General features: G+C 67.9%; 20 protein-coding genes. 19 read left to right on the forward strand and 1 reads right to left on the reverse strand.

Annotation, left to right across the window (positions count from 1 at the left end; genetic code table 11):
• Window positions 1-986, reverse strand: a 986-nt coding sequence (locus tag ACK5KK_RS09285; RefSeq protein ID WP_416889801.1) for an amidohydrolase family protein, incomplete at its 3' end; no start/stop codon positions are given.
• 431 nt (window positions 987-1,417) lie between these two features.
• On the opposite strand from ACK5KK_RS09285, the gene ACK5KK_RS09290 reads away from it, so the two are divergent.
• The 19 genes from ACK5KK_RS09290 (at window position 1,418) to ACK5KK_RS09380 (ending at window position 23,819) form a co-directional block, all read left to right on the forward strand.
• Window positions 1,418-2,863 carry an APC family permease gene (locus tag ACK5KK_RS09290; protein WP_416889802.1) on the forward strand — a complete coding sequence of 482 codons (1,446 nt, stop codon included), beginning with the start codon at window positions 1,418-1,420 and terminating at the stop codon, window positions 2,861-2,863.
• Window positions 2,864-2,890: 27 nt separating this feature from the next.
• Window positions 2,891-3,706: a MoaF C-terminal domain-containing protein gene (locus ACK5KK_RS09295; protein WP_416889803.1), complete on the forward strand. Its 816-nt coding sequence runs from the start codon at window positions 2,891-2,893 to the stop codon at window positions 3,704-3,706.
• Between the two features lie 210 nt (window positions 3,707-3,916).
• Window positions 3,917-5,104: an SH3 domain-containing protein gene (locus tag ACK5KK_RS09300; RefSeq protein WP_416889804.1), complete on the forward strand. Its 1,188-nt coding sequence runs from the start codon at window positions 3,917-3,919 to the stop codon at window positions 5,102-5,104.
• 432 nt (window positions 5,105-5,536) lie between these two features.
• A complete protein-coding gene (locus tag ACK5KK_RS09305) occupies window positions 5,537-6,898 on the forward strand; it encodes an NAD(P)H-dependent oxidoreductase (RefSeq protein ID WP_416889805.1) in 1,362 nt (453 codons plus the stop codon).
• 41 nt (window positions 6,899-6,939) lie between these two features.
• Entirely contained in the window at window positions 6,940-7,524 is a 585-nt protein-coding gene (locus ACK5KK_RS09310) for a hypothetical protein (RefSeq protein ID WP_416889806.1), read from the forward strand.
• Complete coding sequence (locus ACK5KK_RS09315) at window positions 7,521-9,200, forward strand: GMC family oxidoreductase (protein ID WP_416889807.1); 1,680 nt, start codon at window positions 7,521-7,523, stop codon at window positions 9,198-9,200. Before ACK5KK_RS09310 ends, ACK5KK_RS09315 begins: the two co-directional genes overlap by 4 nt.
• On the forward strand, window positions 9,193-10,647 hold the full coding sequence (locus ACK5KK_RS09320) for an aldehyde dehydrogenase family protein (RefSeq protein ID WP_416889808.1): 1,455 nt from the start codon (window positions 9,193-9,195) through the stop codon (window positions 10,645-10,647). Before ACK5KK_RS09315 ends, ACK5KK_RS09320 begins: the two co-directional genes overlap by 8 nt.
• Window positions 10,644-12,122, forward strand: a complete 1,479-nt coding sequence (locus ACK5KK_RS09325; protein ID WP_416889809.1) for a sugar ABC transporter ATP-binding protein — start codon at window positions 10,644-10,646, stop codon at window positions 12,120-12,122. The genes ACK5KK_RS09320 and ACK5KK_RS09325 overlap by 4 nt, the downstream gene beginning before the upstream one ends.
• Window positions 12,119-13,129, forward strand: coding sequence for an ABC transporter permease (locus tag ACK5KK_RS09330; protein ID WP_416889810.1), 1,011 nt, complete (start codon window positions 12,119-12,121; stop codon window positions 13,127-13,129). The genes ACK5KK_RS09325 and ACK5KK_RS09330 overlap by 4 nt, the downstream gene beginning before the upstream one ends.
• Window positions 13,130-13,176: 47 nt before the next feature.
• Complete coding sequence (locus ACK5KK_RS09335) at window positions 13,177-14,127, forward strand: substrate-binding domain-containing protein (RefSeq protein ID WP_416889811.1); 951 nt, start codon at window positions 13,177-13,179, stop codon at window positions 14,125-14,127.
• 60 nt (window positions 14,128-14,187) lie between these two features.
• On the forward strand, window positions 14,188-14,946 hold the full coding sequence (locus ACK5KK_RS09340) for a FadR/GntR family transcriptional regulator (protein ID WP_416889812.1): 759 nt from the start codon (window positions 14,188-14,190) through the stop codon (window positions 14,944-14,946).
• Complete coding sequence (locus ACK5KK_RS09345; RefSeq protein ID WP_416889813.1) at window positions 14,943-16,178, forward strand: four-carbon acid sugar kinase family protein; 1,236 nt, start codon at window positions 14,943-14,945, stop codon at window positions 16,176-16,178. The genes ACK5KK_RS09340 and ACK5KK_RS09345 overlap by 4 nt, the downstream gene beginning before the upstream one ends.
• 28 nt (window positions 16,179-16,206) lie before the next feature.
• Window positions 16,207-16,542, forward strand: coding sequence for a putative quinol monooxygenase (locus ACK5KK_RS09350; RefSeq protein ID WP_416889814.1), 336 nt, complete (start codon window positions 16,207-16,209; stop codon window positions 16,540-16,542).
• A gap of 205 nt (window positions 16,543-16,747) precedes the next feature.
• Window positions 16,748-17,587 carry an SDR family oxidoreductase gene (locus ACK5KK_RS09355; RefSeq protein WP_416889815.1) on the forward strand — a complete coding sequence of 280 codons (840 nt, stop codon included), beginning with the start codon at window positions 16,748-16,750 and terminating at the stop codon, window positions 17,585-17,587.
• A 399-nt stretch (window positions 17,588-17,986) separates the two neighbouring features.
• On the forward strand, window positions 17,987-18,460 hold the full coding sequence (locus ACK5KK_RS09360; RefSeq protein ID WP_416889816.1) for a hypothetical protein: 474 nt from the start codon (window positions 17,987-17,989) through the stop codon (window positions 18,458-18,460).
• 131 nt (window positions 18,461-18,591) lie between these two features.
• A complete protein-coding gene (locus tag ACK5KK_RS09365; protein ID WP_416889817.1) occupies window positions 18,592-18,975 on the forward strand; it encodes an ArsR/SmtB family transcription factor in 384 nt (127 codons plus the stop codon).
• A complete protein-coding gene (locus ACK5KK_RS09370) occupies window positions 18,972-20,612 on the forward strand; it encodes a SulP family inorganic anion transporter (protein ID WP_416889818.1) in 1,641 nt (546 codons plus the stop codon). Before ACK5KK_RS09365 ends, ACK5KK_RS09370 begins: the two co-directional genes overlap by 4 nt.
• 233 nt (window positions 20,613-20,845) lie before the next feature.
• Window positions 20,846-22,516, forward strand: a complete 1,671-nt coding sequence (locus ACK5KK_RS09375) for an allophanate hydrolase (protein ID WP_416889819.1) — start codon at window positions 20,846-20,848, stop codon at window positions 22,514-22,516.
• A 247-nt stretch (window positions 22,517-22,763) separates the two neighbouring features.
• Window positions 22,764-23,819 carry an ABC transporter substrate-binding protein gene (locus tag ACK5KK_RS09380; protein ID WP_416889820.1) on the forward strand — a complete coding sequence of 352 codons (1,056 nt, stop codon included), beginning with the start codon at window positions 22,764-22,766 and terminating at the stop codon, window positions 23,817-23,819.
• Window positions 23,820-23,844 lie beyond the last annotated feature (25 nt).

Raw genomic sequence — 23,844 nt, forward strand, 5'->3', positions numbered from 1 at the left:
AGGCGGACGCCCCACAGCTGCTCGGACTGGAGGTCCCCCAACAGGTCCGAGCCGAATCCGACCGTGACTCCCGCGGCGAGGGCGTGTCCGACGGCGTCGTGCCCGGCGGCGAGGACTTCGCGGTTCTTGGCCGCGGAGATCGGGCTGAGGCCCACCTCCTCGCCCCGCCGGTCCATCGCGGAGTAGGCGGCCAGGGTGGGGACCAGGACGGCCCCGTGGTCGGCCATCGCCTGGGCGGTCTCGGGATCGAGGAGGTTGCCGTGCTCGATGGAACGAACGCCGTTCTCGATCGAGTGGATGATCGCGTCGGGGGAGTAGGCGTGTGCGGCGACGTAGCTGCCGCGACGCCCGGCTTCATCGGTCACCGCACGCACTTCCTCGGCGGAGTACTGCGGGATGCGCAGCGGGTCGGTGAGCGAGGCGACCCCGCCTGAGGTCATCAGTTTGATGGCGTGCGCGCCGTGGTGGAAACGGGACCGGACCGCGATGCGGAGCGCGTCGACGCCATCCACGACTTCGCACATGTGGTGGCCGTGGGCGCAGAGGTCCTCATCCGCGCTCCGGTGGTCGCCGTGACCACCTGTCTGGCTGAGGGCGGCACCGGTCCACAGGCATCGCGGTGACGGTGCCAGACCTCCCGTGATCGCCGCCGAGAACCCCGCGTCGCCCCCGGCGACGTCCCGCACGGTGGTGAACCCCCGTTCGATCGCGGCTGCGAGGCGGGCCGCGCCCGCCAGCGCGAGGTAGCTGAGGTAGGAGCTCTCGATCCGGCTGAGCAGCATCGAGGCGCCGTACGCGTGGAAATGGGCGTCGATGAGGCCCGGCGTGACGACTTTCCCTCGCGCGTCGATCCGGTCCGGGGCGGCCGAGACGTCGCCGACCTCGACGATCACCCCGTCCGCGATGCGGATGCCGCCCGGGATCAGTTCGTCGCTCTCGCCGTCGAAGATGAGGGCGTTGTCGATGGTGAGGTTCATTGCGGGCATGGCCACGTCTTTCGCTTGATCGTTGTCGACCGCGCAGGGGCGCGGTCGACTCGTCGCCGGTGCTCGCGCCGCCGTCTCCCGGCTGCATGCCAACCATCCTCTTGCGGGCTGGACGCAACGATTCTAGGAGGCGCCCCGCCGCGGACAACGGCGGAGTGCCCCGCGCGCAGCCGGAACCGAGTGCACATTGTCGGGTGGCTCGCCGTGGGGGGGAGGGCCGGGGCGCCTCGCGTGGGTGCGGAAGTACGCTCCGCAGTGCACGACCAGCCCGCCTCTTGACGCACGAAGGATCGGCGAGTAACTTGCACTAAGCAGACGCTTAGTTTGCCGACATCGGCCATGAACGCCGGCCGTCGCAGGCCGGCATCCGAAGCGAACCACCACCCGTTCGCCGCGAGGTGTGGCACCCGACCTGGTCCAAAGGAGGACCCATGAGTCAGACGACCGAACATCCCTTGGCGGCTCCTCAGATGGGGCAGACCGATCTGAAGACAAACAGCCTTGGTTTCATCGGGGTGGCGTTCTTCGTCATCTCTGCGGCAGCGCCGATGGCGGCGTTCGTGGGTGCGAGCCCGGTGATCTTCTCGATCCTCGGACCCACCGTCCCGCTCGTGTACGTGCTCGTGGCCCTCGTTATCGCGGTCTTCGCGATCGGCTACCTCAAGATGAGCCGTCACATCGTGAGCGCGGGCGGCTTCGTCGCCTACATCGCACGCGGATTGGGGCGTCGCACCGCGACCGGTGCGGCGGGCATCGTCATCGTCACCTATCTCGCCTTGCAGGTCGGCCTGTGGTCGCAGTTCGGTGTCTTCGCGCAGCAGCTGGCCGCCGACTACCTCGGCGTCGACCTGCCGGTGTGGGCGTGGATCCTTCTTTTCCTCGTCATCACGACAGCACTCACGATGTTCGGCGTCGATCTCAACCTGCGCATCCTCGGCGTGCTCCTGATCCTTGAGATCGTCGCCGTCGTGGCACTTGTCATCGGCATTTTCGCGAACTCGGCCGGCAAAGACCTCTCGCTCGTCAGCTTCGCCCCGTCGGGGCTCTTTCAGCCGGGGCTCGGCGTCGCGATCCTCTTCGTCTTCGCGTGCTTCACAACGTTCGAGGCGACCACCGTCTTCAGCGAGGAGGCGCGCAACCCGCGTCGCACGATTCCGCGCGCGCTGTTCGCGGTCATCATCTTCGTCGGGGTGTTCTACACGATCGCGACGTGGGCGGTCAGCGTCGCGGTCGGTCCCGACCAGATCCAGGAAGCGGCGGGCGCTGACCTGGCGGGCATCATCTTCGCCGTCGCGCGGGACTTCGTGGGACCGTGGCTCGACATCCTGATGCAGATCCTCGTCGTCTCGAGCTTCATCGCGATGCTCATCGGCGTGCAGAACATGTTCGCGCGCTACATGTACGCCCTCGGGAAGGCGCGGGCGCTTCCGCAGGCTCTCGCGCGTGTGACCAAGCGCTCGCAGGCACCCGCTCGCGCGGCCCTCGTCAACGGCGTCGTCGTGGCAGCCATCATCATGGCCTTCCTGTGGTCGGGTGCGGATCCGATCACTGTCGTCTACGCGTGGTTCGTGGCCCTCGGCACGATCGGCTTCGTCGTGATGATGGCGTTGGCGTCGGTCGCGATCGTGGTGTTCTTCATCCGCGAGAAGCGTGAATCGGGGTTCTGGACGACGCGGGTCGCACCGCTGAGCGCCGTCATCCTCATGATCGGGGTACTCGCCATCGCGATCCTCAACTACGACGCGCTGCTGTTCGACGACGGCGTCGTCGCCCGCGCGCTTCTCTGGCTGATCCCGCTCGCCTTCGCTCTGGGAGCGCTTCTGCCGACCTTCAACAAGAACGTCGACTTCGCGACGGTTGTCGAAGCCGGAAACTGACCCTTGTCGACGAAAGGAACGAGGACGATGCCCGCCACGCACGAGCAGCCCCCGCCAACCGAACAGGGTTATGTTCCCACCGAGGACTGGCCAGACGTCACCGCGATGCTCGACGGGTTCGGCGACCCGTCGCTGCCCGCGAGCGCCGGCCTTGAAGGCGCGACGTTGGAGATCGCGTTCGAGAACGGCTGCACGATCCGCCACGTCTTCACCGGCGGAAAGATCACGTGGGATATCACCGCGGGCGAGGGTCCAGGCCCGACGGGCACGCATGACTACCGTGCGGTGGAGGTGCGGCCCGGGATCTACTTCGTCGATGTCCTCACGGGTGAGGGCATCCGCTCTGCCGACGTGTCGATGGTGATCAACACGTCGGACGGCCGCGTCACGGTCGCGGAATCCTCGTTCGTCGACCGGGACGGACGGGTGCGCATGAAGACCGACATCCGCTCCGGACGTGTCGTGGGCACCGGCGAGATCGAGCCGCGCGCGAACACCGCGGAGCTCGTGGGCAAGCGGATCTACTACCGGTACAGCCCCACCGAGCACTACGAGCACGTCTACCTCAACACCGGCACGTTCGTGTGGCACTGCGTGCGCGGCGCGGAGGTCGGCCTGGCGTGCGCCGACCCCATCCAGGTCTTCGAGCTCGCCGACGGTATCGTCCTGCTGCACTGGAGCGAGACGGTCATGCCGGTTGAATCGTTCGTCGCGATCGACCTGACCAACCTGCGATCTGTGGGCCGCATGTTCTGCTGGGACGGACCGACGCTCGATGTGGTTCACATCCCCTTCGACAGCGAGTTCACGATCCTCGACGACACCCCCTACCCGACCGACTGAGGTCGTGCGGCCCCGTCCCGCGGGGCGAGGGCCGGGCGACGGCGGATGCCGCGACACGGAGTGGCGCTCGTTCGTGAAGCGTTCGGGGCGGTGGCCTGACCGGGCAGGCGCAGCCCTTCAGCTCGCGGGAGTGTTGTGAGACACTGAGGGAAGGATCGACGGGGTAACCCGTACGGTGGGGCGTTCGGCATCCTTTCCCCCTGGAGCATCATGAACCACCGTCCCTGGCTTCGGCACGTCGCGGTCGCCGCCGCATCCCTCACGATCATCCTCGGCGGGCTCACGCCGACCGCCGCATCCGCCGCCGATGCGTTCGTCAGTCCGCTCGGCGCGAAGGCCTATTCGGTCACCTCGTGGTACGGACCGCGGTGCATGCCGCTGCCCGGCGGGCCGACCTCCCATAGCGGTGTCGATCTCGGCGCCCGTGCCGGTGAGCCGATCTTCGCGGTCGCCGCCGGCGTCGTGACGGAGACCGTCGACGGGTCGGACCGCGTCAACGGGAAGATCGCCATCCGTCACGAGGTGGGCGGGGAGACCTTCGTCACGAAGTACGTGCACATGTGGTCGGCGACCACTCACGTCAAAGTCGGCCAGAAGGTGGCGGCCGGTCAGCGGATCAGTCAGGTCGGCACATCGGGGAGCTCGACCGGCAACCACCTCCACCTCGAGGTGTGGGTGGACGGGAGGTCGGCGAGGAAGACGGTCGACGGCGTGTCCTTCCTGGCGGCGCGGGGTGTGGACCTCGTGGCCGGGGCGAGGTCGGTCACCGCGACAGCGGCGCCGGCATCGTGCACCTACTACACGACCGGTACGGTGAACCTGCGCTCCGGCCCCTCCACGTCGACGCCGATCGTGGTCACGATGGCGAAGGGCACGGCGGTCACCGCTGTGCCCGGCCAGCAGTCCGGTTCGTTCCTGCCCGTCAAGGCGGGTTCACGCTCGGGATGGGTGGCGAACTGGCTGCTGACGCCGCAACGACCGGCGCCACCGGCACCGGTACCTGCGCCGGTGACCTACCGGACGACCGCGAATCTGAATCTCCGCCCGGGTCCCTCCACGAGCCGCCCACCCCTCCTGGTCATCCCCCGGGGCAAGAGCGTCGGAGCCGTGCTCGCCGTCGACGGGGCGTGGCGGAAAGTGCGCTACGCGAACACGACCGGTTGGGTGCACGCGGACTACCTCGTGCGCGCGAGCGCCGCGACGGCGCCGGCCCCCTCCTACGTGACGACGGCGCCCCTGAACATGCGCACCGCCCCGTCGCGGTCCGGGACGCGCATTCTGGTCATCCCCCGGGGTAAGAGCGTTGGTGTCGTGCGCGCCGCGAACGGGGAGTGGCGGAAGGTCGGCTACGCCGGGAAGACCGGGTGGGTCCACTCCGACTACCTCCGCAAGCGCTGACCCGGGTACCTGCGGTTCAGCGCTGACGCGCGGTGGGGGTGCGACGTGACCCGCCGTTGCTCGACGGCATCACGTGGAGGTCGAGCGTGGCAGGGTGCTGAGCGTGGCGACGCATCTGCGAGAGGCCGTGCAGAAGTGGGGCGCCTCGGGGGTTGCCGAGTAGCACTCACGCGGCGTCCCCTGTCTCGATCGCGGTACTCCGCGGCTGGTAGGGGTGCCGTCGCGGAGCATGGCGAACAGGCGTCCGAGCGACGTTCGGCGAGGGCGATGAGGGCTTGGTCGTGGCGTTTGCCTTGGGCGAGCTTGCGGTCGTCGTAGGCGGCGAGGTGCCCAGCGGTGGGGGCTCCGCTTGACACCGCGCGTTGGATGGGTAGTCTGATGGTCCGACCATCAACGCGGACGTCGCCCAGACACACACCGGAGTGCACACGTATGAATCTCTATTCGCTTTTGCAGCGTCGCACCGAACAGTCCGGTCCGATCCGGGTGGGTGTCATCGGGGCGGGCAAGTTCGCCTCGATGTTCCTGACCCAGGCGGTCAACCTGGCGAGCCTGCACGTGGTCGGCGTGGCCGACATCAACGTTCCCAAGGCGATGGATGCTCTCGACCGCACGGGATGGCCCGCCGAACGCTACGCGGCAGGCAGTCTGCGAGAGGCCCTCGCGACGGGCGGCACCCACGTGACCGATAGTGCGGACTCACTTCTGGAGCTGCCTGAGGTCGAGGTCATTCTCGAGATCACCGGCAATCCGATCGTCGGGACATATCATGCACTCCGCGCGATCGACAACGGCAAGCACATCGTGATGGTCAATGTCGAAGCCGACTGCATGGTCGGGCCGATCCTGCAGCGCCGGGCGTGCGCGGCCGGGGTCGTCTACTCGATGGCGTACGGGGACCAGCCGGCGCTGATCTCGGAGCTTGTCGACTGGTGCCGCACCGTCGGGTTCGATGTCGTCGCGGCGGGAAAGGGAACCAAGTACCTGCCCGAGTACCACTACTCCACCCCAGACACCGTGTGGGACTACTACGGGTTCACACAGGAGCAGCTCGACACCGGCGACTTCAACCCCAAGATGTTCAACTCCTTCCTCGACGGGACCAAGTCCGCCATCGAGATGGCCGCCGTCGCGAACGGGACCGGTCTCATCCCGCAAGACGAGGGCCTGCAGTTCACGCCCGTCGATGTCGATGACCTCCCGCAGGTGCTGAAGGAACGCGAGAAGGGCGGCACGCTGACACGTCGCGGCACGGTGGAGCTCATCTCGAGCCTCAATCGCGACGGGAGCGAGATCGCCCGGGACCTCCGCTGGGGCGTGTACGTGACGTTCGAGGCTCGCACCGATTACGCGGTTCAGTGCTTTGCAGAGTACGGGGTGCGCACCGATGACAGCGGGCGATACGGCGCCTTGTACCGTCCCTATCACATGATCGGTCTGGAGCTACCGGTCTCGATCGCCTCGGCCGTGTTACGCGGTGAGCCGACCGGCGCTCCGACCGGATTCCGTGGTGACGTCGTCTCCACCGCGAAGACCGACCTTCGTGCTGGTGACACGCTCGACGGTGAGGGTGGGTTCGCGGTGTACGGCAAGCTGGCGCCCGCGGCGATGTCGCTGGTGGGGAACGCGTTGCCTCTGGGGCTGGCCCACGGGGCGAAGCTCATCCGCGACGTCCCGAAAGACCGCACGGTGTCGTGGGATGACGTCGATGCGGACGAAACACTGTTGGCGGTGAAGGTCCGACGCGAGTTGGAGAACGAGTTCCGCGCGGAGCCGCTCGCGACCGGTCTCTGAGCACGTTCGTCCCCTATTCAACGACCGCAGAAGGAGCACCGATGCTCTCCAATTCTGAACGCAGCAGTGCTGCCCGATCAGGCAGCCGGATGATGCACGGCGGCTATGCGTCCGCGAAGCCACTGACGCGTCGCCAGAGCGACACGTTCAATGCGCTCGTCGACACCTTCATTCCTGCCGAAGACGGGTGGCCTCCCGCCGCTCAGCTCTCACTGGCACCTCTCGCGGCTCAGTACCTCGTCCCCGATGACGGCGAGCTCTCCCTGTATCCGAACTTCCGGGTCAGTGAGTTCTTCGAGATCCTCGACCGGCGCCTGCCGGGACTGGCTGACCTCACGAACGACCAGCGCGTGCCCCTGATGTCGGCGTTCGAGGACGACGATGTGGCGACGTTCCGCCGAGTGCTCGACTTCGTCTACTACGTCTACTACGGCCACTCCGACGTCGTGGAGCTCGTTCGTCAGCACACTCGGTACGGCAAGGACTTCCATGGTCGCCCGCAGCCGATCGGCTACGACGCGGTGCTCGAGAACTGGGGCACGCGCCGCCCGTCCGCCGACCGCGGCACGTTCATCCCCACGAACGCGGTGCTCCGCGCGCCGCAGGCACGGAAGGCAGGAGCATGACCAACGAACACTTCGACGTCCTCGTCATCGGGTCCGGCATGGGTGGCGGGGCCGTCGCCAAGCGACTTTCCGACGCCGGAGTCCACGTCGTCTGCCTCGAGCAGGGCGGCTGGCTCGACCCCGCTGTCGACTACTCGCACGAACTGAACACGTGGGAGCTCGAAAAGCTCCGCGGGTGGTCGTATAACCCGAACGACCGTCAGCTTCCGGAGGACTATCCGGTCTCGGGTCACATTCGCCCGTACCTGTTCAACGCGGTGGGAGGCAGCACGGTCTGCTACGGCGGTCACTGGCCGAGGTACAAGCCCGTCGACTTCCGCAAGGGCACCGAGCACGGACTCGAGGGCACCATCGACTGGCCCATCTCCTACGAAGAGCTCGCGCCGTTCTACGACATCAACGACGCCGAGATGGGGATCTCGGGGGTCCCCGGCGACCCGGCCTACCCCGCGCGTCCGAACGCACCGCGTCAGCCCACGACCCGCCCGGGCAAACTCGGTCTGCGCCTTTCCGAGGGCTTCGACGCGCTCGGCTGGCACTGGTGGCCGTCGGACAATGCGATCATCACCCAGGACAAGGACGGGCGTCTCGGCTGCAACGAGTGCGGCGGCTGTCTCTCCGGGTGCCCGCGAGGCTCGCTCGGTGGTGTCCACGACGCGTACTGGCCGAAAGCGCTGCGCAACGGGGTCGACCTTCGTACGGGCGCGCGGGTGGAGAAGATCGAGGTCGCCAACGGACGGGCGACCGGCGCCGTCTACATCGACCTCGCCACGGGCGAGCGACACATCGTGTCAGCGGACATCGTCGTGCTCTCGGCCAGTGGTCTCGGAACCCCGCGAATCCTCCTGATGTCGGAGCAGAAGGGCTTCTCGAAGGGGCTCGCAAACGGCAACGATCTCGTCGGTCGCCACCTCATGCACCACAGCTACGCGAACTGCGACGTGTGGTTCGATGAGCCCATCGAAGGGTACAAGGCGTCCTTCGGTGCGCCGTTCTACTCGCAGGAGTTCTACGACACCGACCCGACCAAGCCGTTCGTCAACGGTTTCACGATGCAGGTCGGCCGCTCCTACGGCGCCGCATTCACGGCGACGGGATCTCACACCAGAGAGCCGATCCGGTGGGGCGCCGGCCATCACCGCAGGTTCGACGAGGACTTCGGCAACCAGATGCTGGTGTACGTCCTCGCCGAGGACCTCCCGGTCTATGACAACCGCGTACGGTTGGACCGCTCGAGCACCGACTCCTCGGGGCTCCCCGGGCTCACGGTCGACTTCAGCCCGCACGAGAACGACATCCGCCTCACGAACTACGGGGTCGAGCGCCTCGAGCAAGTTGCGGCTGCGGCCGGTGCGTCACGGGTGAGGTCGACCGGGCACCAGAACGTCAACCCCGGCTGGCACCTCATGGGCACGGCCCGGATGGGCAACAGCCCCGAGGACTCCACCACGAACAAGTGGAACCAGACGTGGGAGGTGCCGAACCTGTTCGTCGTGGACGGTTCCAGTCTCACCACGGGTGCCGCGGTGAACCCGACCCCCACGATCGGGGCTCTCGCGGTGCGCGCCGCCGAGTACATCATCGCGAACGGAGCACACATCCGATCGCAGAAGGTCACGCCCGCCAACGCGGATGCGCCGGAGCTCGACCACAGGAAGGTCACGGTCAATGTCTGACACGATCACCCCCCTCCTGCTTGCGGGGCGCTGGGTCGAGGGGTCGACCGGCGCCTACGACGAGGTCGAGAACCCTGCCACCGAAGAGGTCATCGCCAAGGTCTCCACCGCGAGCGAGCGCGACGTCGAGGTGGCCGTCGCCGATGCCGTGCGCGCACAACGCGCGTGGGCGCGAGTGCCTGCGGTCGACCGCGCCGGCGTCTTGCTGCACTTGGCCTCGCTCATTGATCGGGATCGCGATCGGCTTGCCGGCGTTCTCGTCACCGAACTGGGAAAACCCCTCCGTGAGGCGCGCGGAGAGGTGAATGGCGCCGCTGGATTCTGCCGCTTCTTCGCGGGCATCATCACCACGCAGGGCGGGGAAGTGCTCCCGACCGCCGCGCCCTCCCAAGAGTTGTGGCTGCGCCGCGAGCCGATCGGCGTTGTCGCGGGCATCATCCCGTGGAACTTCCCGATGGCTCTGACCACCCGCAAACTCGCGCCGGCCATCGTCACCGGCAACGCGATCGTGCTCAAACCGGCCGGGATCACGCCGCTGTCAGCGCTGGCGATCGCCGAACTCGCGATGGAAGCGGGCGTCCCGGCCGGTCTCGTCTCGGTGCTGCCCGGTCGTGGGTCCGTCATCGGTTCCGCACTGGTGCGCCACCCGGAAATCGGATTCGTGACGATGACCGGAAGCGTCCCGGCGGGGCGGTCCATCCTGCACAACGCGGCCGACCGCATCATCCCCGTATCGCTCGAACTCGGGGGAAAGGCGCCGTTCATCGTCTTCGGCGACGCCGACCTGGAAGCGGCCGCCGAGACGGCCGTCGCGACCCGCATGCTCAACAACGGCCAGGCGTGCGTCGCGAACGAACGGACCTACGTCGAACGGTCGGTGTTCGCCGAGTTCGCAGGCCTCATGGCGGCACGGATGGAGAGCATGGTCGTCGGTGACCCGGGCGACGAGGCGACTCAGGTGGGGCCGAAAGCCTCGGGCGAAGAGCTCGCCAACGTGGAACGGATCGTGGGGGCGGCTCTCGAGGCGGGCGCGCGCGTGCTCGCCGGCGGGGAACGACCCCGGGGTGCCGGCTTCGAACGCGGCCACTGGTACCGTCCCACCCTTCTCACCGACGTCGCATCCGATTCGCCTGTCATCCGCGAAGAGGTGTTCGGGCCCGTGCTTCCGGTCGTTGCATTCGACAGCGAAGACGAGGTCGTCGCCTTGGCCAACGACACAACGTTCGGATTGAGCTCCTATCTCTACACGGAGAACTTCTCCCGCGCGATGCGGATGTCGCATGCCCTCCACAGCGGAGAGGTGTTCATCAACCGTGGCGGCCCCGAAGAAGTCAACGGATTCCACGGCGGCTGGGGTGAGAGCGGTCTCGGTGGTGACGACGGCATCCACGGCATCGAACTGTACCGGAGGAAGAAGACCGTGTACGCGGCATGGAGCCAGTCATGAACGCTCCGCTGATCGCGAAGGGCCTCACCAAGTCGTTCGGCGGCGTCACGGTCGTCCGTGACGTCGATGTCGAAGTGCGTCCGGGTGAAGTGCTCTGCCTTCTCGGTGAGAACGGTGCGGGCAAGTCCACGGTCGCGAAGATGCTGTCCGGTGTCGTGCGCCCGGACGAGGGCGAGATGTCGATCGCCGGGGAGGTCTACGACCCCACGACGCCGGCAGCAGCCATCGAGGCCGGCGTCGGGCTCATCCACCAGGAAACGAACCTGATTCCGCACCTTTCGATCGCAGAGAACGTGTTCCTCGGGAGGCAGCCGACGCGGAACGGACGCGTGGACATGATGTTCATGCGAGAGGAATCGGACAAACATCTCGCACGGCTCGGGGCGCATTTCGATCCCGACCTGCCGGTGAGTGCGCTGTCCGTCGCGGGACTGCAAAAGGTCGAGATCGCGAAAGCGCTCGCGCTGAATGCCCGGTTCCTTCTTCTCGACGAGCCGACCGCTGCACTCGGCTACGACGATGCGGAACAGCTGTTCACCGTGGTGGAGCAACTGGCTGTAGAGGGCGTCGGGTTCGTCTTCATCTCGCACCGTCTCGAAGAGATCGCGCGCATCGGCAGCCGGATCGTCGTCATGCGCGACAGCCGCAGGGTCAGAGATTTCGACACCGCCGCCGTGGACCCCGACGTCCTCGTCGAGGCGATGGTGGACCGACCCATCGACCGCGTGTTTCCCGATCCGCATCCGCATGACGGAAAGGTCGTGCTCAAAGTCGACCGGCTCACCCGTAGTGGATCGTTCCGGGACGTGAGTTTCGAGGTGCACGAGGGGGAGGTGCTCGGCATCGCCGGATTGGTCGGGGCGGGACGCACCGAGGTCGCCCGGGCGATCTTCGGCGCAGAGCCTGCGGACTCGGGCACTATCGAGCTCAGCGGAAACACCCTTCACGTGCGCCATCCCGCCGACGCGATCGGGGCGGGCATCGCGCTCGTGCCCGAGGACCGCAAGCAGGAGGGGCTCCTCCTCGGTCAGAGCGTCTCCGACAACATCATCGGCGCCTCGATGAAGAAGGCGCTGACGGGCGGAATGCTGCTCGGCGCGAAGATCCGACGCATCGTTGCGGACGCCACCCGGTCCTTGGAACTGAAGGGGCGGCCCGACCAGGCTGTCGGAACCCTCTCCGGAGGAAATCAGCAGAAGGTGGTCATCGCGAAGTGGCTGCTGACCAACCCCAAGGTGATCATCTTCGACGAACCGACCCGGGGCATCGATGTGGGTGCCAAAGAAGCCGTCTACCAACTGATCGCCGACCTCGCCGACCGAGGAACTGCCGTCATCGTCATCTCATCCGAACTCACGGAGGTGTTGGGTTTGTCTCACCGAGTAGTTGTTCTGTCCCGTGGCAGGGTCACGGGCATCCTGAATCGCGCCGAAGCGTCGCAGGAGCGCACCATGGCGTTGGCGGTGGCATCGTGACCATCACGTCGACGACAGCAACCCCCACGCCACCCGACTCCGGGTTCAGCCGGATCCTCGCAGGCGTGAAGAAATTCGGCGCGATCGGCCCCCTCGGCAGCCTCGTCGTTCTGATCGCGCTGCTGAGCATCCTCTCGCCGTACTTCCTGACGGTGAACAACCTGTTCAACGTCTTCCAGCAGATCACGGTGCTGGCCATCATTGCGCTCGGCGCCATGATGGTCATCGTCTCCGGCGGCATCGACCTCTCGGTCGGGTCAGTGGCCGCGCTGTCCGGGATGATCGCCGGCGTCACCTTCTCCCAGGTCGGGCTTCCGATGGCGGTCGCGCTCGTTCTCGCCTTGCTGGCCGGCGCGGCAGCCGGCGCCGTGAACGGCCTCCTGATCGTCTACGGCAAAGTGCCCCCGTTCGTCGCGACGCTTGCCATGCTGTCGGCCGCGCGCGGGCTCACTCTCGTGCTCAGCGACGGCAAGCCGATCTCGGGCTTTCCCGACTGGTTCCGCGCGCTCACCAGCTTCGACATCGGCGATGTCGTGCCCGCGGTCGTCATCCTCGTTCTGGCCCTGTATGCGGCGGGCGCGTGGTACCTGAAGTTCCGCCCGTCCGGACGTGAGATCTATGCGGTCGGCGGCAACGAGGAAGTGGCCCGACTGTCCGGCATCAATGTCGGTTGGGTCAAACTCCGCATCTACATGATCGCCGGAGCGCTCGCCGGTCTCGGCGGCCTCGTGCTGACGTCGCGACTCAACTCCGCTCAGCCCACCGCGGGTGCCGGCCTCGAACTTGACGTGATCGCCGCTGTCGTCATCGGCGGAACGAGCCTCAGCGGCGGAGTCGGCACCGTGATCGGCACCCTCATCGGGGCGCTCATCATCGGGGTGCTCCGCAACGGTCTGAACCTCCTGGACGTGTCCTCGTTCTGGCAGCAAGTCGTTATCGGCGCCGTCATCGCGGCCGCGGTGATGATCGATACCCTCGGGCGCCACCGCCGCGGGCGACGCACATGACCCCTTCCCATCCGTAACACCCACACAGAAAGCAAGGAAGCTATCCGATGAATACCAAGAAGACCCTGCTCGCGACCGCCGGACTCGCTGTCGCCGCGGCCCTCGCGCTGTCGGGCTGCTCCACAGGAGGCGGTTCCGCGGATGGTGAGTCGAGCGAACTCACCATCGGGATCTCGATGTCGACACTGGAAAACCCCTTCTTCGGCACCGTCAAGGACGGTGCCGTGGCCAAGGCCGACGCAGACGGGATCCGCACGATCGTCTCCGATGCGCAGAACGACACGCAGAAGCAACTCAACGACGTGCAGGACATGATCACCAAGGGAGCGACCGCCATCATCTTGAACCCGGTCGAGCCCGAGTCGGCGACCCCCATCGTGGAACTCGCCAACAGCAACGACATTCCGATCGTCACCGTCGACCGCAGCTCCGCCGGTGGAGACGTCGCGTCGCACATCGCGTCCGACAACGTCGAGGGCGGCCGGCTGATCTGCGAGTGGCTCGCGACGAAGCTCGATGGCCAGGGAACGCTCGCTGTGCTCGAAGGCATCGCTGGAACCTCGCCGGAACTCGACCGCGACAAGGGATGCAAGGAGGCGCTCGCCAACTATCCGGGCATCGAGACAGTCGCCTCGCAGCCCGCCGACTGGGACCGTGAGAAGGGATACACCGTGGCGCAGAACATCCTGCAGGCCAACCCTGACCTGAATGCGATCTTCGGCCGCAACGACCTGGCGGCGCTCGGCGCCGTGGAGGCCGCCCAGCAGGCGGGCAAGCTCGCCGACCTCACCGTGATCTCGTTCGACGGCATCCAAGATGCTCTCGAGTCCATCAAGGCGGGGCAGCTGTCCGCTACCGTGGTGCAAGACCCCATTCTGATGGGCGAGACCGCGGTGGACACAGCGGTTGCGCTGGACGCCGGTGAGAGCGTGGACAAGATCCAGAACCTGACTGTCAAGGTCGCAGACGCGACGAACATCGACGAGTTCCTCAAGTGACCTGAGCGGAGGGGGCCCCGCACCGGGGAGCCCCCTCCGTCCAACGGATTGGATGGTGCCATGGCCAACGACGACTGGCAGCCGGTGCGACGGGTTCGCGCCCATGAGCAGGTGATGGCACAAATCGAGGAACGGATTCTGGACGGCCATCTGGCGGCGGGAGACCATCTCCCCAACGAGCGCGATCTGTCCGTCATGTTGGGCGTCTCGCGCGCGTCGCTGCGTGAGTCGCTTCGAGTGCTGGAAGCGCTCGGTATCGTCGAGATCCGACGCGGAGGTGAAGGCGGCGCGATCCTCCAGGGGACACCAGGGTCGGGGTTTGTGAACCTGCTCAAGCTCCAACTCGCCCTCGGCCAGTTCGATCAAACCGATGTGCTCGAGACACGTCTGGCCCTGGAGACCTGGAGCTGTCGGGAGGCGGCCGTGCGTTCCACAGCCGATGACCACGCGGCTCTGACCGACATCCTCGACCGAATGGACGATGAGGCCATCGGAACCGCTGAGTTCAACGCGCTCGACGCCGCATTTCATGTGCGCATCGCCGAGTCCACCGGCAACGCGCTGTGCGCGCACCTGATGCAGTCGCTTCGGACGGCCATCAACCGTCAGATGATCGGGGCGTACGCGGACCTGCCCGACTGGCAGGCAACCGCCAAGATCGTGCGCCGCGAGCACCGCGGCATTCTCGAAGCGCTGCTCAGTCGCGATCGCGATGCGGCCGCGGAACGCGTGCACGAGCACATCACCGACTTCTACGAACTCGGGGGCATCGAACTTCGCCCGCGCGAGACGTACCGAATACCACGGAGCACCGAGTGAAGACCATCGTCCTGGACGACGACCCCACGGGGACACAGTCGGCGGGCGACGTGCGCGTTCTGATGACCTGGGACGCCGATCGTATCCGCGACGCGCTGGCTAGCGCCGACAGCGTTTATCTGCAGACCAACTCCCGTGCGCTCGACGAGTCGTCCGCGGTCGCGCTGGCCGCGCAGATCCGCGACGACGTGCGCCGCGCCCTGCCGGTCACGGCGGTGCGCATCGTCTTGCGCGGCGACTCGACACTGCGCGGCCACGTCTTCGCCGAAACCGAGCTGTTCATGGGCGCGGAATCGGTCATGCTCTTCGTCCCCGCTTTTCCCGCCGGGGGACGCACCACCCGGGAGGGCGTGCACTACGTCGCGATCGACGGGTCCGATGTGCCGGCCGCGGAGACCGAGTATGCCGCGGACCCGGTCTTTCCGTTTCGCAACTCCGCCTTGGACGCCTATGTCCAGGAGAAGTCCGGGCGCGTCCCGGCGGCGATCCCCCTTGGCACGGTGCGCGCGGGTGGTGCCGGACTGGTCGAGGCGATCATGGCCGTGCCGGTCGGCAGCGTGATCGTCCCAGACGCCGTCACGGATGCAGACATCGCGCGAATTGCGCGCGCGGTCGAGGCAGCCGAGCTCCGTGGGCGCAGCATCGTCGTCCGCTCGGCGGCGCCCTTGGCGGCCGAGCTCGCCGGGGTCCGCAGCGATGGTCTCCTGGTCGGACCCGTGGCCGACGCGACGTCGCGCGTCCTCGTCGCGTGCGGGTCACACACCGGAGGGGCCACGGCTCAACTGGCGGCCCTCGCCGACGAGGCCGGTGAGCCTGAGGTGCTCAGCACCGATGATGCGCTCGCCGACCCGGACGAGGCGGGCCGAGCGTTGGCCCGTCGAGCGCTCGCTCGCGACGCCGAAGTGACCGTCATCTCCTCGGAACGCCACCGCCGCGGCACCGACAACGGACTCCACCACGGTGAGCGAGTCATGAGCGGGCTGGTCCGTGCGGCGCGCGAGATCGCGCCGCATGTCGACATCGTGGTCGCCAAGGGCGGCATCACCTCCGCCGAGATCGCGCGAAGCGCGCTCGGTGCCTCCAGCGCCTTCGTGCTGGGGCAGATCCTGCCCGGTGTTTCGCTCTGGCGGCTCCGTGCGTACGACGGACGGGAGCGTCTGTATGTCGTCGTGCCCGGCAACGTCGGCGATCCCACCACCCTTGTGCGCGTCATGCGCGCCCTCGGCCGATGACAACCCGCGAAGACTTTGGAGAGTGCTCATGACCACCGACCCGATCATCGTGCTTGCGATCTTCGTCCCCGCACCCGGCGCCGGGGAACGGCTGCGTGACGTGATGCGGGAGTTCATCCCGCAGGTGCACGCGGAGGCGGGCTGCGACCTCTATTGCATTCAAGAGGACGGGGATACCGGCCGGATTGTGATGTTCGAGCGGTGGGCGACAGAGCACGACCTCGACATGCACACGAACGGACGGATCGTCGCGGAGCTCAACGCTGCTCTCGACGGGTTGCTGGTCGAGCCCCCCGCCGTGACCCGCTTGCGGCCGATCCCGATCGGAGACCCGCGGCGCGGAGCCGTTCCGGCCGCCGATTGACGCTCAGGCGGCCTGACGGGCCATGACCCGCGCTGCCCGTGGGCCCAAAGACCGAGGTGGGCCGGGGCTCGGCGAGCCAACGGCCGGCCGGTCCGCCGGCGACGACGGGGAACCGACCCGTCCGCGTCCCCGCCCACGCCTCACCCGCGCCGATCTTCTAGCCTGGAGGAGAGGGCGCCCGTCTCAGGGGCGCGAAGGAGGGCTCATGTCTGATGTGTGTGTGGTCATCGGTGTCGGGGGGATGGGGGAGACCATCGCGCGGCGCGAGGGCACCGGTTCGATCACGGTGCTCGCCGATTTCAGCGAGGACGCGATCACCGGTCTCGCCGAAGCGATGACGGACGACGGTTTCGACGTTCGCCCGATGCGGGTCGATGTGTCGTCGCGAGAGTCGGTCGAGCAACTCGCGGCACAGGCCGCCGGGCTCGGCGACATCCGGTCTGTCGTGCACACCGCCGGGCTCTCGCCCGCGCAGGCGTCGTTGGATGCGGTCCTGCGGGTGGACCTGGTCGGAGTGGCGCTCGTCCTTCAAGCGTTCGGGGCGGTGGTCGCTCGCGGTGCCGCCGGCGTGGTGATCTCGAGCATGTCGAGCTATCTGCAGCCTCCCTTCTCGCCGGAGGAGCAAGCGGCGATCCGCACCAGCACGCCCGAGGGGCTGCTCGATCTGCCCTTCTTCTCCGCGGAGGCCCTTCACCACCATCCCGGGCTGGCGTACGGCAAGGCCAAGCTCGCCAACCGACTGCAGGTGCAGGAGGCGAGCGCGGGCGTGTGGGGGGAACGGGGTGCGCGGATCAACACCGTGAGCCCCGGCATCATCTCCACCAAGATGGGCCGTGAAGAGCTCGATTCTCCGTCGGGCGAGTTCATGCGTGCGATGGTGGCCGGGTCCGGCACGGGACGCCTCGGTACGCCCAGTGACATCGCCGACGCGGTGACCTTCTTGCTCTCCCCGCAGGCCTCGTTCGTGACGGGGACGGACCTCCTCGTCGACGGGGGTGCGATCGCCGGTGTCGCGACCGGCCGCACGCTCATGCCGGGAGCCTGACCGGCGCGCAGCGTCGACCCTCGCGCGTCCCGGGGCGTGCGACGTGACCCCACCGTCGCGCCACCGCGTGACATGCTCGAGGTGTGGCGCGCACGTGGCTGTCGGTGACGGTGCAACCATCCGATCCGTTCGGTCCGGTCGTGTTCGCGCTGGACATCGCCTCGGCGAAGGTGGGGCGGATGCTGTCACTCGGCCACGAGGCACAGTACACGTTCGACCTCGGCGACGACTGGGTGCACCGGTGCGTGGTCGCCGCCGACGACGACGACGGCGAGGCGCCCCTGCCCCCGCGGGGGCCTACCGCGGGGTGGCGTCCGGGGTTACCGTGGAATCGACACCCCCCGGTCACGTGGCTGTTCGCCGTTCCGCGGGTGCTCACCAGCCGGTCGGAGGTCGGCCATGCGCGTACTCATCGTCTACCAATCGCAGGACGGTCACACGCGCGATATCGCCGAAGCGATCGCCGATGGGATGTCGTGGGACGTGACAATCGCTGTCTCGGACGTGCGGTGCGCTTCACCCGACGTGCCTGCCGGGGTCGGTCTGCTGATCGTCGGGGGTCCGTCGTCTGCGTTCGCGACGGCGAGTGAGAACGGGGGGCGCACGGGCGCGCCCGACCAGGACGACCTCCGCGCGTGGCTCGACGCGGTGATCGTGCCCGACCCGCCACCGGTCTTCGCCGCGTTCGACACCAGCTCGCGTGACGCGCCCCGCCCGGAAGCGGCGGCCCGCGCCGCCGCGCAAGCCGCCCGCGACCGGGGATTCCCGTCGGTCACGACGGCGAGCTTCCGGGTTGCCGCCGACGGGCCCGCCGCCGCGGCAGAACTCGCCCGGGCGACCCAGTGGGGCGCGATCCTCACCGACCCGATCTGACCGCCCTGCGCCGCGTCATCCGGCGACGGTGATCTGCACACGGTGACCGATCCGTCGCGGTCGGGGTCGCACCGGTGGTGGAGGCGGTGATGATATCGCGATATTGTGAAACCATCATATCGGAGGTATGCGTGTTCACCGATGCCCAACGACCCCTCTACGAGGTCAAAGCCAATCTGTTCAAGGGCCTTGCCCACCCGGTGCGCGTGCGGGTGCTGGAACTGCTCTCTGCCGCGCCGGAGGCGTCGGTCGCCGACCTGTTGGCAGATCTGGGGCTGGAACCGTCGCACCTCTCCCAGCACCTCGCGGTGCTGCGCCGGCATCACCTCGTCACCGCCGAGCGACGCGCCAGTCTGGTGTTCTACCGACTCGCCTACCCCGAAGTCGCCGACCTGCTACGGGTGGCCCGGTCACTGTTGGGCGAAGTCCTCCACACCACCCAGGACCAGCTCGCCGCGACCGCCGCGCTGCCCGATGCGTCCGCGCCGGCATCCCGCGAAGCCGTGACCTCGTGAGCGCGTTGACCGCGGTCACCCGTCTGCTGCCCAGCTGGCGCGACTACCGCCTGCTGCACCGCACCTGGCGTCAAGACGTCGTCGCCGGCATCACCGTCGGCATCGTCGCGCTGCCCCTCGCCCTCGCGTTCGGGGTCAGCTCGGGGGCCGGCGCCGCCAGCGGCCTGGTCACCGCGATCATCGCCGGTGTCGTGGCGGCGGTCTTCGGCGGATCGAACGTGCAGGTGTCGGGGCCCACCGGTGCGAGGGTCGTCGTGCTCGGCCCTGTCATCGCCGCGCACGGGGTCGGCGTCCTCGCCGTCGTCTGCCTCATCGCCGGGGTCATCGTCGTCGCGGCCGGCGCACTGGGTCTGGGGCGTGCGGTCACGCTGATCCCCTGGCCGGTGCTGGAGGGGTTCACCCTCGGCATCGCCGTCATCATCTTTCTGCAACAGGTGCCGACGGCCGTCGGCGCGGCGCCGCATCCGTCCAGCAGCGCCGTGATCGCCGCCGTCGACGCGGTCGCGGCGATCGACCCGGCCACGGCGGGCTGGTCGCTCGGCATCGTGGCGGTCGTCGCGGTGATCATGGTCGGTGCGACCCGCCTCCACCCCGCGATCCCCGGGTCGATCATCGCCATCATCGTGGTAAGCGTCGCGGCCTGGGTGCTGCGTGCCCCGGTCGACGCGATCGGCGCGCTGCCCGATGCGCTGCCCGCGCCCCGGATGCCGTTCGCCAACGGCGAGACCCTGCTCATGCTCGTCGGCCCGGCCTTCGCGATCGCCGCTCTCGCGGCCATCGAATCCCTGCTGTCGGCCCGTGTTGCGGCATCCAACTCGGCCACTGGCCCCTACGATGCCGACCGCGAGCTCGTCGGACAGGGGCTCGCCTCCGTCGCGTCGGGACTGTTCGGCGGCATGCCCGCCACCGGTGCGATCGCGCGCACCGCCGTGAACATCCGCGCCGGTGCGCGCACGCGGGCTGCCGCGATCGTCCACGCGCTCGTGCTGGTGCTCGTGGTGTACGCGGGGTCGGAGGTCGTCGGCGAGATCCCGCTGGCCGCGCTGGCGGGTGTGCTGATGGTCACCTCGGTGCGGATGGTGCCGTTCGCCGCGATCCGCACGATCGTCACGTCGACGCGCGCCGACGCGGCGGTGCTCATCATCACCGCCGTGATCACCGTGAGCGTCGACCTCATCTACGCCGTCGCGATCGGCATCGCTGTCGCCGCGTTCTTCGCGCTGCGGTCGATGGTCGGCTCCACCGGGGTGCATCGCGAAGAGCTGCCGCCGCCGGCCCACGACGGCGACGAACGCATCGCCCTCATCCGCCTCGACGGGGCGCTCTTCTTCGGCGCGGCCGACAGCATCCTCAACCGCGTCGCCGAGATCGACGACGTCTCGGTCGTGATCCTGCGGATGTCGCAGGTACGGATGCTGGACGCCACCGGCGCGCAAGTGATCACCGAGCTCGTGCACACCCTGGAGCGGCGGGGGATCACGGTGCTGATCAAGGGCATCCAGCCCGGGCACCTGCGCTTGGTGACCAAGGTCGGGGTGATCGCGTCGCTGCGGCACCAGAACCACCTGTTCCAGAGCCTGGATGCCGCCGTCGCCCACGCCCGCAGCCACGTCGAGCGCGAGCGCGCCCAGACCTGACGCCCCTGAGCTTTTGTGGAACCTCTTCGACACCGGGTGGGGTGGCTGGCGTGTTGTCCCCTAGCGTGGAAGCGACGAGCACTGCTCGACCGTTGCGAAAGGACCCGACCGATGCGCACCGCTGACGCGACACTGCTGAATCGCCGTGTATCCCGCCGCCCCGCCGGACAGTCCGGTCGCGGTCACCCTGCCCCCGACCCGGCGGGCCGTCAGTCGGCGAGACGGGTGCACCCATGAGCGTCGCAGAGCGGGTGCGCGAGGCGTATGCGAGGATCTCGGCAGTCGACCGACCGGAGGTCTGGATCTCACTGCTTCCCGAGGCCGACGCAGTACGCCAGGCAGAAGACATCGACCGCCGGGTCGTGGACGGCGAGTCGCTTCCGTTGGCGGGGAGCCTGGCCGCCGTGAAAGACAACATCGATGTGGCCGGATTCGACACCACCGCGGGGAGTCGTCGCTTCGCCTACCGGCCGTCTGCCGATGCCACGGCCGTCGCACGACTGCGCGCTGCCGGTGCGTGCGTGATCGGCAAGACGAATCTCGACCAGTTCGCGACAGGGCTCGTGGGTACCCGGAGTCCGTTCGGTGCGGTCCGGTCGGCATGGGACCCCACGCGGATCTCCGGCGGCTCGAGTTCGGGATCAGCGGTCGCCGTGGCGATGGGGCTGGTCGACATCGCGCTCGGCACCGACACCGCCGGGTCGGGGCGGGTCCCCGCCGCGCTCAATGGCATCGTCGGAGTCAAGCCCACGGTCGGACTCGTGCCCACCACCGGCGTGGTCCCTGCGTGTCGCACGATCGACTGCGTGACCGTCTTTGCGCGCGAGCTCACCTTGGCGCGCGCCGTGACCGAGATCATGAGCGGGCCCGACGGCATCGATCCGATCGCCCGCGTCGACCGCCCCGCGCCCGCGATCGAGGCCCGACCCCGTGTCGCCGTCCCCACGTCGGAACACCTCGACGGCCTCGCCGCGGGATGGAAGGAGGCGTTCCATCGGTTGGTCGCGTCCCTGCCCGCGATGGGCATCGATGTCGTCGAGGTCGACATCGCGCCCCTGCTGGATGCCGCCGCATTGCTGTACGGAGGGGCGTTCGTCGCCGAACGCACGGCAGCGGTGGGGGATTTCATCGCCGAGCACGAAGACCTGATCGGCACCGACCTCGATCCCTCGGTCGCACAGATCGTGCTGGGTGGCCGCCAGGCGCGAGCCGTCGACTATTTCCGCGACCGAGAACGACTCGATCGATGGGGCATGGAGGGGCTGGCCAGACTCGACGGGACGGTGGCGCTGTTGACGCCGACGACGACCTGGCATCCGACACTCGCCGAGGTCGCGCGCGATCCGATCGGCGCCAACAGTCGCATGGGGCGCTACACGAACTTCGCCAACCTCCTCGATCGCAGCGCACTCGCGGTCCCCGCTGGAGCCGTTGCCGGTTCGCCCTTCGGGATCATGCTCACCGGCGCACCGTTCGCAGACCGGACACTGGCGCAGCTGGCGCAGCGACTGACGTCGCCCGCCGTCGATCTGCTCGTCGTCGGTGCGCATCTGCGTGGTCAGCCGCTCAATGCGCAATTGGTCGCCGCGGGCGGCACGTTCATCACGGAGGCGCGAACGGCAGCCGAGTATCGCTTGTTCGCGTTGCCGACCACGCCCGCCAAACCGGGCCTGGTGCGGGTCTCCGACGGCGGAACCGGTGTGGCAGGAGAGATCTGGCGGGTCCCCGCTGCCGGTTTCGGTGGATTCGTCGCTGCTCTTCCCCAGCCGATGGGGATCGGCAGGGTCCACCTCGCCGACGGCACCGCTGTCGCCGGATTCCTCTGCGAGCAGATCGCGCTCGACGGGGCGAAGGACATCACCGACTTCGGCGGCTGGCGCGCCTACTTGGCGAGTTCGGGCTGACGTCATCGACACGCTTTCGGAACAACACATTTACATGTCGTAAACAATCGGCGGGTAACGGTGGCGCACAGCCCAGGGAGAACCGAGGTTCCGGCCCGACGATATGTAAACACTGACTCCTGAAACCCGTCCAGGTTGTCGATTGTGCCCGGGCCGCCACAGTCGTTGGATAGTGACCCAAGACGCGCCGCGTCGAGTGTCATCAGAGTCCGTTGCACCACCCGTCCCTTCAGCAAGGAGTGCCCGCATGGCCCCTCTCTCTCGAATCTCGCGCACCGCGAGCCGTCTGCTCATCGCCGCGACCGCCGCCGCTGCACTGGCACTGACCGGGTGCGCCGGTACCGGCACCCCCGAGGAGACCAGTGACGGCGGCGGTGAGGCGACCACCGCCGTCAACTATCAGCTCAGCTGGTTGAAGATCACGCAGTTCGGTGGTTACTTCGCCGCCGACGCCAACGGCTACTTCGCCGACGAGGGGATCGACGCGACCTTCACAGCCGGAGGCGCGAACATCCTCGCCTGGCAGCAGATCACCGGCGGCAAGGCCGACATCGGCGACGAGGACAACACCCTGCTCCTGCAGGCGATCGAGAGCGGCGAAGACCTCGTGGCCATCGGCACGATCTTCCAGAAGTCGCCCCTGGCGATCATGAGCCTGTCCGACAACCCGATCACTTCCGCCGCGGATGTGAGCGGTAAGACCATTGCGTTCCCCGACAACGGTATCGACCAGCTGCAGTCGGCGCTCGAAGCCAACGGCGTGGACCTGAGCACCGTGGAGATCGTGCCCGCCGGCGCCGACCCGACGCAGCTCATCACCCAGCAGGTCGACGGCTACGGCGGGTACGCCACCGCGCAGGGCGCCGCGCTGGCCACGCAAGGACTCGATGTGGAGTATCTGTACCTCGATGACCTCGGCATCCCGAGCTACGGCAACGTCATCGTGACCACCCGGGAGATGCTGGAGTCCGATCGCGACACAGTCGTGAAGTTCATGACGGCTGCCGCCAAGGGGTACGAGTGGATGAACGCCAACCCCGCTGACGGCGCTGCCATCGTCGTCGACGACGTCAACCCCACCGGCGGCCTTGACGTCACGACCGAGACCGAGACGGCTCGGATCCAAGCCGATCTGATCTCGTCGCCGACCGGCGTTCTCCGCATCGACACCGACAAGATGCAGGACATCATCGATGCACTCGTCGAAACCGGGACCCTGGAAGCGACCTTGGACGCCGGCGAGATCGTCGACACCTCCGTGCTCGACGACGTCTACGGCGGCAAGACCTCGTTGCTCGACTGAGCCGGTGCCGGGGAGCGGCGCCCGT

This window comes from Microbacterium sp. (assembly GCF_047972865.1).
Taxonomy (GTDB): domain Bacteria; phylum Actinomycetota; class Actinomycetes; order Actinomycetales; family Microbacteriaceae; genus Microbacterium.